At 66.2% G+C, this 13,710-nt stretch carries 10 protein-coding genes, 1 tRNA gene and 1 riboswitch; of the genes, 4 read left to right on the top strand and 7 right to left on the bottom strand.

Translation table 11 applies throughout. The annotated features are described in order from the left end of the window. Positions 1-4: 4 nt before the first annotated feature. Positions 5-565, bottom strand: coding sequence for a dTDP-4-dehydrorhamnose 3,5-epimerase (gene rfbC / locus V5F26_RS10295; protein WP_394059288.1), 561 nt, complete (start codon positions 563-565; stop codon positions 5-7). A 125-nt stretch (positions 566-690) separates the two neighbouring features. After that, positions 691-798, top strand: a riboswitch (TPP riboswitch). 111 nt (positions 799-909) lie between these two features. Between rfbC and thiC the strand changes: the two genes are divergently transcribed. Beyond that, positions 910-2,793, top strand: coding sequence for a phosphomethylpyrimidine synthase ThiC (gene thiC / locus V5F26_RS10300; RefSeq protein ID WP_394059289.1), 1,884 nt, complete (start codon positions 910-912; stop codon positions 2,791-2,793). 437 nt (positions 2,794-3,230) lie between these two features. Continuing rightward, positions 3,231-4,361, top strand: a complete 1,131-nt coding sequence (locus tag V5F26_RS10305; protein ID WP_394059290.1) for a GSCFA domain-containing protein — start codon at positions 3,231-3,233, stop codon at positions 4,359-4,361. A 450-nt stretch (positions 4,362-4,811) separates the two neighbouring features. Here V5F26_RS10305 and V5F26_RS10310 read toward each other — a convergent pair whose 3' ends face one another. Both V5F26_RS10310 and V5F26_RS10315 read right to left on the bottom strand, forming a co-directional pair. After that, entirely contained in the window at positions 4,812-5,810 is a 999-nt protein-coding gene (locus V5F26_RS10310) for an aldo/keto reductase (protein ID WP_394945873.1), read from the bottom strand. A gap of 20 nt (positions 5,811-5,830) precedes the next feature. Next, a complete protein-coding gene (locus tag V5F26_RS10315) occupies positions 5,831-6,709 on the bottom strand; it encodes an NAD(P)-dependent oxidoreductase (RefSeq protein WP_394059294.1) in 879 nt (292 codons plus the stop codon). A gap of 158 nt (positions 6,710-6,867) precedes the next feature. On the opposite strand from V5F26_RS10315, the gene V5F26_RS10320 reads away from it, so the two are divergent. Then, positions 6,868-7,803, top strand: coding sequence for a LysR family transcriptional regulator (locus V5F26_RS10320; protein WP_394945875.1), 936 nt, complete (start codon positions 6,868-6,870; stop codon positions 7,801-7,803). An 18-nt stretch (positions 7,804-7,821) separates the two neighbouring features. Here the strand turns inward: V5F26_RS10320 and V5F26_RS10325 are convergent, their stop codons facing one another. Together V5F26_RS10325 and V5F26_RS10330 are read right to left on the bottom strand one after the other, a co-directional pair. Continuing rightward, the gene (locus V5F26_RS10325; RefSeq protein WP_394945876.1) at positions 7,822-9,183 is read right to left on the bottom strand and encodes a (Fe-S)-binding protein; all 1,362 of its coding nucleotides are present in this window, start codon (positions 9,181-9,183) and stop codon (positions 7,822-7,824) included. 59 nt (positions 9,184-9,242) lie between these two features. Further along, positions 9,243-10,247: an LLM class flavin-dependent oxidoreductase gene (locus V5F26_RS10330; RefSeq protein ID WP_394945877.1), complete on the bottom strand. Its 1,005-nt coding sequence runs from the start codon at positions 10,245-10,247 to the stop codon at positions 9,243-9,245. Positions 10,248-10,640: 393 nt separating this feature from the next. On the opposite strand from V5F26_RS10330, the gene V5F26_RS10335 reads away from it, so the two are divergent. Continuing rightward, positions 10,641-11,492, top strand: coding sequence for an NADPH-dependent oxidoreductase (locus V5F26_RS10335; RefSeq protein ID WP_394945878.1), 852 nt, complete (start codon positions 10,641-10,643; stop codon positions 11,490-11,492). Between the two features lie 130 nt (positions 11,493-11,622). Here the strand turns inward: V5F26_RS10335 and V5F26_RS10340 are convergent. Further along, positions 11,623-11,698, bottom strand: a tRNA-Thr gene (locus tag V5F26_RS10340). A 288-nt stretch (positions 11,699-11,986) separates the two neighbouring features. After that, positions 11,987-13,654, bottom strand: a complete 1,668-nt coding sequence (locus V5F26_RS10345; protein ID WP_394059301.1) for an MFS transporter — start codon at positions 13,652-13,654, stop codon at positions 11,987-11,989. Positions 13,655-13,710 lie beyond the last annotated feature (56 nt).

Consider the following 13,710-nt stretch of genomic DNA (forward strand, 5'->3'; position numbering starts at 1 on the left):
ACCTTCAGCGATACTGGAAGAAGGCGGGCAGATCCTTGAGCCGGGGGTGCTTGCGGTCCTTGTCCGACAGCACCGCGGACGCCGGCTCCACCGGCCAGGCGATGGCGATATCCGGGTCGTCCCAGGCCACGCCGCCGTCATCGGCGGGGCTGTAATAGTCAGTGACCTTGTAGACCACCTCGCAATTGTCCTCGAGGGTGCAGAAACCGTGCAGGAAGCCCGGCGGCACCCACAATTGCGCGCCATTGGCGGCGTCCAGTGTCACCGCCACATGGCGGCCGAAGGTGGGCGAGCCATGGCGGATGTCCACCGCCACGTCGAAGATGGCGCCGCGCACCACCCGCACCAGTTTGCCCTGGGCGGTGGGGGGCTTCTGGTAATGCAGGCCGCGCAGCGTCCCCTTCTGGGCGGAGAGGGAATGGTTGTCCTGCACGAACCCCATGTCCGCCACCTCGGCCCGGAACTCCCGGTCGGTCCAGGTCTGGCTGAAGAAGCCGCGATGGTCGCCGAACCGCTTCGGCGTCACCAGCTTCACATCGGGCACATCGAAGGTCTGAACATCCATTCCTGAGGTCCTCGTATGGCGGGCGAACCGCCTTTGCCGGTCCCTATAGCGCAAAGCCGCCGGCCTGTGTCCGCCTCTTTCCGCAAGGCGCGGATTGACAAAGGCGCGCGCGGCGCGGACAGTCTCCCCGTTCCGAGGGGGGCCCCAGAGCGGGGGCTGAGAGTGGGCGCGCGGCCCTGACCCTTGAACCTGATCCGGCTCATACCGGCGGAGGGACGGGAACCTGCTGCGCGCACACCACGCGCCGGCAGTGGCGAAAGCCGCACCCAATCTGCCCCAGGCGAGTCCGGATCCCGCGTTTCGATCAGGAATTCTGATCGCTCGTGTGCCAGAGAGGATGCGCCATGAACACAGCAGCCGATCCCAGCCAGTTGAGCACGGGCGGTCCCAAGGACGGTCCAAAAAGCGTCACCACCGGCCCCATCGTGGGCTCGCGCAAGGTCTATCTCGATGTTCCCGGCACCCCCGGCATGCGTGTGCCGGTGCGGGAGATCGCGCTTTCCGATCCCGCCGAGCCGCCGGTGCATGTCTATGATTCCTCGGGCCTTTATACCGAGTGCGCCCCCTCCATCGATCTTGATGCCGGCATCCATGGCCAGCGCGAGGCGTGGATTGCCAGGCGCGGCTTTGAGGCCATCGCCCCGCGGGAGGTGAAGCCCGAGGACAACGGCTTTGCGGGCGACCGGCTGGTGGCGGCCTGCCCGGCCGAGCGCACCGTGCGCCGCGCCGCGCCGGGCCAGATGGCGACGCAGTATGAGTTCGCCCGCGCCGGCATCATCACCGAAGAAATGGTGTTCGCTGCCGCCCGCGAGAATCTCGGCCGCGCCGAGAAGCTGGAGCGGGCCGAGCAGGCGCTCCGCGACGGCGAGAGCTTCGGCGCGGAGATCCCGCCCTTCATCACTCCGGAATTCGTGCGCTCGGAGATCGCGCGCGGGCGCGCCATCATCCCCGCCAACATCAACCACACCGAGTTGGAGCCGATGATTATCGGCCGCAACTTCCTGGTGAAGATCAACGCCAATATCGGCAATTCCGCCGTCACCTCCTCCGCCGCCGAGGAAGTGGAGAAGATGGTGTGGTCGATCCGCTGGGGCGCGGACACGGTGATGGACCTCTCCACCGGCCGCAACATCCACAACATCCGCTCCTGGATCGTGCGCAACTCGCCGGTGCCGATCGGCACGGTGCCGATCTACCAGGCGCTGGAGAAGGTGGGCGGCGACCCGCTGAAGCTCGACTGGGAGGTGTTCAAGGATACCCTCATCGAGCAGGCCGAGCAGGGCATCGACTATTTCACCATCCATGCGGGCGTGCGGCTGGCCTATGTGCCGCTCACTGCGCGGCGCACCACCGGCATTGTCAGCCGCGGCGGCTCCATCATGGCGCGCTGGTGCTTGGCGGAGCATCGCGAATCGTTCCTCTACGAGCGGTTCGACGAGATCTGCGACATCATGCGGGCCTATGACGTCTCCTTCTCCTTGGGCGACGGCCTGCGCCCCGGCTCCATCGCGGACGCCAACGACGCTGCCCAGTTCGCCGAGCTGGAGACCCTCGGCGAGCTCGCCAAGATCGCCTGGGACAAGGGCTGCCAGGTGATGATCGAGGGCCCGGGCCACGTGCCCATGCACAAGATCAAGGCCAATATGGACAAGCAGCTCAAGGCCTGCGGCGAAGCGCCGTTCTACACCTTGGGCCCGCTCACCACCGACATCGCGCCGGGCTATGACCACATCACCTCCGGCATCGGCGCGGCTATGATCGGCTGGTTCGGCTGCGCCATGCTCTGCTACGTCACGCCCAAGGAGCATCTGGGCCTGCCCGACCGCGACGACGTGAAGACCGGCGTCATCACCTACAAGATCGCCGCCCACGCCGCCGACCTCGCCAAGGGCCACCCCGCCGCGCAGATCCGCGACGATGCGGTGAGCCGGGCGCGGTTCGATTTCCGCTGGCAGGACCAGTTCCACCTGGGCCTCGATCCGGACACGGCGCAGAAGTTCCACGACGAGACCCTGCCCAAGGACGCGCACAAGGTGGCGCACTTCTGCTCCATGTGCGGGCCGAAATTCTGCTCCATGAAGATCACCCAGGAGCTGCGCGCCGAGGCCAAGCTGATGGAAGGCGCCGACCCGGCGCTGACCGCCGAGGCCGCCGCCGAGGGCATGCGGCAGAAGTCGCAGGAGTTCATGGCCGAGGGCGGCAAGCTCTATGTGAGTGCCGCCGAATAGGCGGCCCGCACGCCCGATCCTTCGAAGCCCGGCCGGTATCCGCACCGGCCCGGGCTTTGTTTTTGCGGCTTCCGTGCGAATCTTGCGACGCATCGGCCGCCCGCGCCACACTGGCGACCAGTGGAAATGGTATCTCCACCAACAAGTCGTGGCGGCGATCCCGCCGGCCGGGCAGGATGTCGTCCGCGCGGAGCAAGAGAGGGGACGCCGATACGATTTCCGCCCCAGAGAATGGGGTTGAATTCGAATTGGGCTTTCGGCTAAGCCCGAAGGGTGAGCTTGTTCCTGGCTTTCTCAAGGCCGTGGCGGATGCTGCCATTTGCTGATCGAACTTGAAAGCGCGAACCGGAACATCGCACGCGAGATTGTGCGAGTTAGCGTTCCGAAAGCGCTACCCTTGTACAACCTGTTGGCTGTCATGATGAGGGCGGGTTGTCATGCAATTTATTCGTGGTGAATTGGCTTGGAAATCTCTGGCCGCCGCTCGATACACTCGGTGGAGTGAGAATATTGAGCGCTTCAAGGAAGCGCCAATCGGTATATTCCACAAGCCTAAATTCACGATCGATGCAAAGAGCTCATTTTTTTGCATCGGCTCGTGCTTTGCACGCAATATTGAAGAGCATTTGATTTATAGAGAGCGGGCCGTTCTCTCCAAGAAAATTGTCGCTCCCAAGAGCGAGGCGCCGGCGCGCCCCAATGGGTTTGTGAACAAATTCACGACCATGTCGATGGTGAATGAGCTGAAATGGGCTGTGTCGAAGCCTGTTATCAATAAAACTTTGTTCGAAGAGGGGCCAAATGGTTGGTCAGATTTGCAGCTTGGGCCTGGAATCCCGCCAGTTAGTCTTGAGCGCGCAATCGAGCGCCGGACATATTTGATTGAAGATTATTTTTCGCGCGTCCGGAATGCGTCCGTCGTTGTTGTCACGCTCGGGTTGAATGAGGTGTGGTGGGATAATAAGGCAAACTGCTATCTCAATTGCGCGCCGTCATTCACCTCGGTTCGTCGCGAGCGTGATCGCTACCGCCTGGTGATTACCGATGTGGCGCAGAGTGTTGCCGACCTGGAGGAAATGCGCTGGCTGATCAAGAGCATGAATCGCCACGCCCGTCTCATCGTGACCGTTTCGCCGGTCCCGATGAGCGAGACGTTTTCCGGGCAGGATGTTGCTATCGCCAATATGCGGTCAAAAAGTACATTGCGCGTCGCCGCTGAGCAATTTGCGGCGTTGCACCCCGATGTGGACTATTTCCCCAGCTACGATATCGTCTCGCTCGCGCCGCGCAATCTGGCGTATGGGGTCGACTGCCTTCATGTTTCCAACGCGGTTGTTGGCGAAATCATGAGGCTTTTTCTTTCCCTGTATGTTGGGATCGATACGGCTCCGCCCGCCTTTACCGAGCTGGGCTATCTGGCTGCAAATCCCGACGTCGACGAGGCCGTTCGGCGCGGCGAATACGAATCCGGCTTCGAGCATTGGCGGCGCTATGGGAAGGCTGAGGGGCGGCCATTGATGCCGGCTGAGGGGCCGACCGAGCTGATGATTGCTGCCGGTGCCGTATAGGGCGCGGCCCTCGTGCGCGATCAGCGGGGTGGAGTTTTCTGGAACCGCCATTCAGGACCGACGTAAGTTCCGCTGATCGCGAAAACCCGCGCCTGCCGATGTGGTGGGCGCGGCAAGGGGTGTGCTGCTGCGTTTTCTCGCGAAGTTCAGCGAAGCGTCGGGATATCAAGAGCCGGCACCGCGCAGAGGAGCTTGCGCAACCTCTTTTCCGGGCCTCTTGCTGAGGGCGGCCTGGAATGTTGCGGCCGGCGTTCTGCCGCCATGGGTGGGGAACATGGCGGTGGGGCAGGCTTTGGGTGTTTGTCCTCGTCCTGCCCCCTCTTGAGCGCGGCAGCCCCGCCGCTGAGGCCCCCGACAAGCCTTAGAAGTTGGCTTTGTGCGTCGCCAAAGGCTCATAAGTCCTGTCGACGGGCGCGCTGCGAAGCCCGCCGTCTGTTGTTCCGGACTTCGTCACGCCACCTCGGCCGGCCGCTTGCTGGGCGGGGCCATGAAGGCGGGGGAGACGGGGTCGATGACCGTGCGGGCCAGGATGGCGTCGATCTCCGCCTTGGTGTCGGCGTCGATGTGGAAGCCGTCCACCTCGCCCACCGGATCGAGCTGGCCGGGATGGCGCGCGCCCCACAAGGCAATGGTCGGCCCCTGGTCCAGCACCCAGCGCACAGCCAGCGCCAGCACCGATTTGCCGTAGCGCGTCTTGGCGAGCGCCTTCAGCTCCTCCACCGCCTGGAGATAGTGCGGGAAACGGGGCGCGTTGAACTTGGGGTCCACCTTGCGCAAATCGTCGCCCTCGAAGGTGGTGGTGGGCGTCATGCGGCCGGAGAGCAGGCCCCGGCACAGGGCACCGTAGCTCAGAACCGTGAGGCCGGTGCGCACCGCATAGGGCAGTACGTCCGCCTCGATCTCCCGCTCGAACAGATTGTAGGGCGGTTGCACCGCGTCGAGGGGCGCGACGGCGCGGAAGGCGTCCATCTGCGCGGGCGAATAATTGGAAACGCCGATGGCGCGGATCTTCCCTTCGCGCTTCAGCTCCGCCAGCGTCCGCGCGGTCTCCTCGAACGGGGTTTCGAGGTCGGGCCAGTGGACCTGATAGAGGTCGATGGCATCGGTTTTCAGCCGGCGCAGGGAATCCTCGATCTCCTGGCGCAGGCGGGCCGGGCGGCTGTCGCGGAACACCTTGCCGTCCTTCCAGGCCAGGCCCACCTTGGTGGCGATCTGCACCTTCTCGCGCAGCCCGCCCGCCAGGGCCTTGCCTACGATCTCCTCGGAATGGCCGAAGCCGTAGACGGGGGCGGTGTCGATCAGCGTGATGCCCCGCTCCACGGCGGTGCGGATGGTGGCGATGGCGTCCTTCTCGTCCGACCCGCCCCACATCCAGCCGCCAATGGCCCAGGTGCCGAGGCCGATGCGGGACGTCTTGATGCCGGACGTGCCGATTTCGATCTGTTCCATGGGATGTTCCTTATGGACGGTCAGGCCTGCCCGGAATCGCGGGCGGCGAGGTGGCCGATGGCGGACCAGTCCTGGTCCGCGCCGCCCTGGGCGAGGAGGGTGATGAAGCGGTCGCGCAACAGGCTGGCCAGCGGCAGGGGCACTTCCAGCGCCTCGGCGGCGGACAAAGCGAGCTTCACGTCCTTGAGGCCGAGCGGGGCGGCAAAGCCCACGGGGTGCTCGCCGGGCTCGGCCAGCATGCGGCCATAATTCTTGTAGACCGGCGCGCCGAACAAAGTGGAGGTGAGCAGCTCCAGATATTGCGTCTTGTCGATGCCCGCTTTGCCCACCAGAGCGAAGGCTTCCCCTAAGGATTCGATGACGCAGGCGATGAGGAAATTGCCGGAAAGCTTCACCAGATTGGCGCGGGAAGGCGTCTGCGAGACCTCGAAGGTGCGCTGGCCCACCGCCTCGAACAGCGGCCGGGCATGGGCGATGGCCGCTGCCTCGCCGGCCGCGACCACGAACAGATTGCCCGCCGCCGCCACATCCGGCCGCCCGAACACGGGGGCGGACACATAAAGCTGGCCAGCGTCCGCGTGGGCGGCGGCGAGGCGCTCGGACAGCTCAACGGAAATGGTGCTGGCGGACACGTGCAGCGCGCCCTTGGGCAGGCTGGCAATGATGCCGCCGGCGCCGAACGCCACCTCTTCCACCGCCGCGTCGTTCGACAGCATGGTGATGACGGCCTCGCCGCCGCAGGCCTGCGCCACGCTTTCCGCGCGCAGGGCGCCTTCCGCCACCAAAGCGTCTGCGCGGGCAGGGGTGCGGTTATAGACAGTGACGGCGTGTTCGGCCTTCAGCAGGTTCCGCGCCATGCCGGAACCCATATGGCCCAATCCGATGAACCCGACTTTCATGGAAATCTCCTCTTTGGGAGAAGAATCCGGCGGCGCCAGAGTCGCCCTCCGGATCGAATGCTTGCGCACCATGGGCCGGGGCTATTAATCTTTCAAATGGAATATCGAGATGGCATTTATCTCGATCTTGAATGAATGGCCGGGGCGGGTGGCGCATCATGGAATTGCGGCAGCTTCAGCATTTCATTGCCGTTGCGGAAGAGGGGCATTTCACTCGCGCGGCCCGGCGGGTGAACATTGTGCAATCGGCTTTGTCCAATTCGGTGCGGGCGCTGGAGGAGGAGCTGGGCGCCCAGCTCTTCGTGCGCACCACCCGCCAGGTGCGCCTGACCGCTGCCGGGCGGGTGCTTCTGGAGAAGGCGCGGCCGGTGCTGGCGGCGGCGCGCGAGGCGCGCGAAGCGGTGGCCGCCGTGGCGGGGCTGGAGCGCGGCTCCCTGTCCATCGGCACCGTGCAGAGCCTGCCCGCGTTTCTCGACCTGCCGGCGCTCCTGGCGCGCTTCCACGCCTCCTTTCCCGCCATCGAGGTGCGGCTGTGCCAGGGCGGCACCGATCAGCTCCTGGAGAAGGTGCGGGCGGGAGAGCTCGACCTTGCCATGCTGCCTTTGTGCCGCGCTCCGGTGGACATCGCGACCACCCTCATCGCCTGCGAGGCGCTGGTGCTGGTGTGCCCCAAGGGCCATCGCCTGACGCGCCGGCCCGAGGTGACGCTGGCGGATCTGGCGGACGAGCCGTTCGTGGATTTCGAGCCGGGATGGGGCACGCGGGGGGTGGTGGATCGCGGCTTTGCGGACGCGGGCGTGGAGCGGCGGCTCGCGTTCGAGGTGAGCGATCTTGAAACCCTGCTGGCGTTGGTGGCGCGGGGGCTGGGGGTCGCTCTGGTGCCGGACGCCATCGCGCGCACGCGGGCTCCGGCCCTGGCCGTGGTGGAGCTGGCTTCCCCGGAATTGTGCTGGGAGTTGGTGGTCGCCCATATGGGCGCCGGCCCGGCCTTCGAGAAGGACCGCCGCGCAGCCTTGGATGGCGCCGCGCGGGCCTTTCTCGATCTGCTGGTGACGCCGGATCTTGCCGCGCCGGCGGAGAGCCAGCCGGCTTGAGCGCGTCGCGTCCCGCCCTCAGCGCACCGGGGCGGCGAGGGCGTCGCGCAGCAGCAAGGCGATGTGGCGGGCCTTGCGGCCGGTGCCGTGCTCGATCTGGTGGCGGCAGGAAAAGCCGTTCGCGATCAAGGGTGTGCCCGCCGTCGCCTCGCGCACGGAGGGCAGAAGCTTCAGCTCCGCCATCGCCATGGAGGCGTCATAGTGCTCGGCCTCCAGGCCGAAGCTGCCGGCCATGCCGCAGCAGCTCGTTTCCACGATGTCATAGGAGAAGCCGGGAATCCAGGAGAGCACCTTTCGGGTCGCCTTCATCACCCCGAACGCCTTCTGGTGGCAGTGGCCGTGCAGCAGGGCCTTGGGCAGGTCGAGCGCCTTCAGCTCCAGCCGAAGACCCTTGTTCTGGTGCTCACGGGAGAGAAATTCTTCCAGCAGATAGAGCTGTTTGCCCAGATCCCCCACCTCCGGGCCGAGGCCCAGGCTGTAGAGTTCGTCTCGCAGCGAGAGCAGGCAGGAGGGTTCGAGGCCGATGATGGGCGTCTTGGCGGCGATCTCGTCCTTGAAGGCGGCGAGCACGCGCTGGGCCTCCCCGCGCGCTTTGTCCACCATGCCGGTGGTGAGATAGGTGCGCCCGCAGCACAAGGGCCGGTTCGGCTCCGGATCCGTCGGGGAGGGGCGGGCCATGCGCACGCGATAGCCGGCGGTTTCCAGCACCGTCTGGGCCGCTTCCGCGATGTCCGGATCGAAATGATGGCAGAAGGTGTCCACGAACAGGATCACCTCCCCGCGCGGCGCCGCCTCGGGCGCCAGGGTCGGGGCGGGGGAGAAGGGCTTGGCCGTGGGTTCGGGAATGGGACGGCGGGCGGTGATGCCGAGCCACTTTTCGGCCACCCGCGCGGCGAGCCGCCAGCGATTGCGCAGGCGAATGGCGGCGCGCAGCAGGCGGCGATGGCGCCCGGTCCATTCCGGCACGCCGCCGAACAGGCGGGTGCGGGCGGGCACGCCTTTGATCTCATGGCGCTGGGCGAGGTATTCGGTCTTGATGAGCGTCATGTCCACGGCGCTCGGGCATTCCTTCTTGCAGGCCTTGCATGACACGCACAGGTCCATGGCGGCGTCCAGCCGCGGGTCGGCGAAGGCCTCCGCATCGGAGCCGTCATTGAGCGCAGCCTTGAAGGCGGCCACCCGCGCCTCGGTGGAATGGGCCTTGTCGCCGGTGATGCGGTAGGAAGGGCACATCACCCCTTTGCCGGTATTCTGACAATCCCGGCTGTGCATGCACACGGCCACCGCCTTCGCGTAATTCCCGCCGGTTGCGGGGATTCCGGAATAGGCGTCGCCGATGCCGTAAGTGTCGTAAGCCGACCAGTCGAGAAAGGTTTTCATGCGCAGGGCTCCTGCCCCGCGCACATGCAAGAGTTGCGCCTTCAGGTCCGGCGTGCGTCTCAGACCGGCGGCGGCGATCCCTCGTCCAGCCCCAGGCCGGCGATGATCTCGAAGGAGCGCAGGCGCAGGATGGGGTCGAAGATGTCAGAGACCACCATCACCTCGTCCACCCCCGTTTCCGCGATGAAGGTGGCGAGGCCCGAGCGCACCGTTTCGGGCGAGCCGACCACCGAGCAGGCGAGCATGCGCTGGGCCTGGGCCTTCTCCGCCGGGGTCCAATAGGTCTCGATGTCGTCGATGGGCGGCAGGCTCAGACCCCGCGCGCCGCGGAAGATGTTGGCGAACGACATCTGCTGGGTGGTGGCGAGGCGGATGGCCTGCGCATCGGTTTCCGCCGCGATCACGTTGATGCCGGCCATGGCGTGGGGTTTGTCCAGCATCGCCGAGGGCTTGAAGCGGCTGCGGTAGACGTGGAGCGCCTCCATCAGCTGGGCCGGCGCGAAATGGGAGGCGAAGGCGTAAGGCAGCCCCAGCTCCGCCGCCAGATGGGCGCCAAAGGTGGAGGAGCCGAGAATCCACAAGGGCACGTCCACCCCGGCCGCCGGCACGGCCTGGAGCGTCTGGCCGGGCTGCACAGGCTGGAAATAGGCCTGGAGCTCCAGCACGTCCTGGGGGAAGTGGTCGGCGTCCGCGTGCGTGCGGCGCAGGGCACGGAAGGTGAGCTGATCGGTGCCGGGCGCGCGCCCGAGCCCGAGATCGATGCGGCCGGGAAAGAGGCGGGCCAGGGTGCCGAATTGCTCGGCTACCACCATGGGGGAATGGTTGGGCAGCATGATGCCGCCGGCCCCGACCCGGATGCGGGAGGTGCCGGCCGCGATATGGCCGATGACCACGGCCGTGGCGGCGGAGGCGATGCCCGGCATGTTGTGATGCTCGGCCACCCAGAAGCGGCGATAGCCCCAGCGCTCGGCATGGGCGGCAAGGTCGCGGGCATTGTCGAGCGCCGCGCGGGCGTCCGCGTTTACGGTCACCCGGACGAGATCCAGGATCGAGAAAGCCGTCATGAAAAATCCCGAGTTTGGCCGTGTCCGGCCGCGCCGCCCCCTCGCGCTGGTCCTCATGTAGGGGCCGCGCGGCCATCGGCAAGGGCGGCGCAGCCATCGGCAAGGGCGGCGCAGCCATCGGCAGGGGCGGCGCAGCCATTCGCAACGGTGGCGCAGCCACGAGCAGGGGCGGCGCGGGCGCTCTTCGCCTGTATGCAGGGGCTGTACAAAGCTCCGGCGCAAGGGCACCTTGCCGGCGACGTTGCCGCTGGCAGAAGGCCTGCAACTGGTCCGCCCGGCATCGCGTCGCTCTTCCGGTGGCCGCTGCGTTTCGGCCTGCATCTTGCCGCAGGGGGCCGGGTGCGGGTGGTGAGGGCCGGCCGCTCGAAGCCGCATCCGCTCAAGGAGTTCGAGATGTCCACCAGCCGATCCGAAACGCCTGCCGAGACCCTTTCGCCCGCAGACCTCCTGGCCGCCCGCTATGGCGCCGACGAGGCGCCGGCCAAGCTGATCCTGAATGACACCATCGCGGCCCTGCTCTCGCACCGCACCGTGCGCGCCTATTCCGACCGGCCATTGCCGGATGGACTGGTGGAAACGCTGGTGGCGGCGGCCCAGTCGGCACCCTCGTCCTCCAACCTCCAGACTTTCAGCGTGATTTCCGTGCAAAATCCGGAGACCCGCGCGGCCTTGTCCGAGGTGACCGGCGGGCAGAAGCATGTCATCGCGGCGCCCCTGATGCTGGTGTGGCTGGCGGACCTCTCGCGGCTGGAAGCCCTCGGCCGCCGCAATGACACGCCCACCACCGGGCTCGATTTTCTTGAGAGCTATGTCGTCGCCGTCATCGATGCCGCGCTGGCGGCGCAGAATGCGGTGGTGGCGCTGGAATCCCTGGGGCTCGGCTGTGTCTATATCGGCGCGCTGCGCAACAAGCCGCAGGAGGTGGCGCGGCTGCTGGGCCTGCCGCCCAATGTGATGGGCGTATTCGGCATGTGCATCGGCTATCCCGATCCCGAGCGGCCAGCTGACGTGAAGCCGCGCCTCTCGCAGAAGCTGGTGCTCCACAAGGAACGCTATGATGCGAGCCTGCCACAGGAGCCCATCGATCATTACGAGGCGACCATGAAGGGCTTCCAGCATGGCCAGGGCATGGCCGAGGTGGGCTGGGTGAGCACCGCGCTGGCCCGTGTGAAGGCGCCGGAATCCCTCACCGGACGCGATCAGCTGGGCACGGTGCTGAAGTCCCTGGGTTTCCCTCTGCGCTGATGGAGAGGTGCAAGCGGCGTCCTTCGGGCGCCGTTTGTCGCGCGCCCGCTGGTGACGCGCTCGCTGGTGACGCGCTCGCTCGTGGCGCCCCACTGGTCGCGTTCCGGTGAGGGCGATGCTGGGAAGGGGGTGGTGCCGCGTGTCCGAATCGAACGGACGACCTACCGCTTACAAGGCGGTTGCTCTACCTGCTGAGCTAACGCGGCCCATGGACCTTTCGTGCCGGCGCTTTGTGGCTTTGTGAAAGCCGTTGCCACGCCGGAGGAGGCGTTCGCCCGTAGCCCCGGTGTATTCCGAAGGCTGTACGCCCTGGGCGAAGCTATCCCCTGAAGCGGGCCCGCGCGTCAAGCCGGCTTATGCCGGTCCGCTCGCGCGCCCGCCGCGGCTGGGGCCCCAAAAAAAGCGGCCCCGCGTCATGCGGGGCCGTCCCGGGAGGGGCGCGGCTGAAGAGGCCGCGCCAGAGGTTGGTGGCGAGCGCCCGTCGTAAAGGGCGCTCAATGCCAGTGATCGATGTTGCGGTCCTTCGTCTCCGGCACGAACAGAAGACCGATGACGAAGGTCATCAACGCAATCACGATCGGATACCAGAGACCAAAATAGATGTCTCCGGTGGCCGCGACCATGGCAAAAGACGTCGCAGGCAGAAGTCCGCCGAACCAGCCATTGCCGATGTGATAGGGCAGCGACATGGAGGTGTAGCGGATGCGCGCCGGGAACAATTCCACCAGCGCCGCCGCGATGGGCCCGTACACCATGGTGACGAACAGCACCAGGATGAACAAAAGCCCGATCACCGCCGCCACCTGCGGGCGGAAGATGTCGAACGGGTGGGACATCTTCACCACCTCATTGTTGGCGCCAGCCTTGGGGTAGCCGGCCTCCTGCAATGCGGCGCCGGCATTCTTGGCGAAGTCCGGCCCGAACGGCACGCTGAGCCCATCCACCTTGAGCTCGACCGGGGCACCGGGCGTGCCGGGGACGCTGCTGTATTTCACGCCCGCTTTGGCGAGGAAGTCGCGCGCCAGGTCGCAGGGCTGGTTGTAGACCCGCGTGCCCACCGGATTGAAGAGCGAGCCGCAGCCGGCCGGGTCCGCCACCACCGTCACCCGCACATTCTGCACCGCCTTCTCAAGGGGCGGGTTGGCATAGGTGGTGATGAGGTTGAACAGCGGGAAATAACTCGCCGCCGCGATCAGGCACCCGGCCAGGATGATGGGCTTGCGCCCGATCTTGTCCGACAGCCAGCCGAAGAAGACGAAGAAGCCGGTGCCGAACACCAGCGACCAGGCGATCAGCAGGTTTGAGGTATAGCCGTCCACCTTCAGGATCGATTGCAGGAAGAACAGCGCGTAGAACTGGCCCGTGTACCAGACCACGCCCTGGCCCGCGACGAGGCCGAACAGGGCGATCAGCACGACCTTCATGTTGCCCCAGTGCCCGAATGCCTCGGAAATGGGGGCCTTGGAGGTGGTGCCTTCTTCCTTCATCCGCTTGAAGGTGGGTGATTCGGAAAGCTGGAGGCGGATCCACACCGAGATGCCCAACAGTAGCACCGACACCAGGAACGGCACGCGCCAGCCCCAGGTGCGGAACGCTTCCTCGCCCGTGAGGGTGCGCGTCAGCAGGATGACGATCAGGGACAGGAACAGGCCAAGGGTCGCGGTGGTCTGGATCCAGGACGTGTAGAAGCCGCGTCGTCCGTGGGGTGCGTGCTCGGCCACATAAGTTGCCGCGCCGCCATATTCGCCACCGAGCGCCAGGCCCTGCAGCAGCCGCAGGCCGACCAGGATGACGGGCGCCAGAATGCCGATGGCCGCCGCATTGGGCAAAATACCCACCAGGAAGGTGGACAGGCCCATGATGAGAATGGTGATGAGGAAGGTGTATTTGCGCCCGACAAGGTCACCCAGCCGGCCGAAGACCAATGCCCCGAACGGGCGCACAAGAAAGCCCGCGGCGAAGGCCAGCAACGCGAAGATATCGCGGGTGGCTGGCGGATAGGCGGAAAAGAACTGGGCGCCGATGATGGCCGCAAGCGAGCCGTAAAGATAAAAATCGTACCATTCGAAGACTGTGCCGAGGGATGAGGCGAAGATGACCCGCTTCTCCTCCCGCGTCATGGGGCGAGGGGCTGCTGCCTCCCGCGCGGTTGTCACGCTCATGGACATGTCCTCCCACGTCGAGGCCCCTGCCGCCCTTGGGCGGTGGAGCTGAGCCA

Origin of the sequence: Xanthobacter variabilis (assembly GCF_043831965.2) — a bacterium.
In the GTDB taxonomy this organism is placed as follows: domain Bacteria; phylum Pseudomonadota; class Alphaproteobacteria; order Rhizobiales; family Xanthobacteraceae; genus Xanthobacter.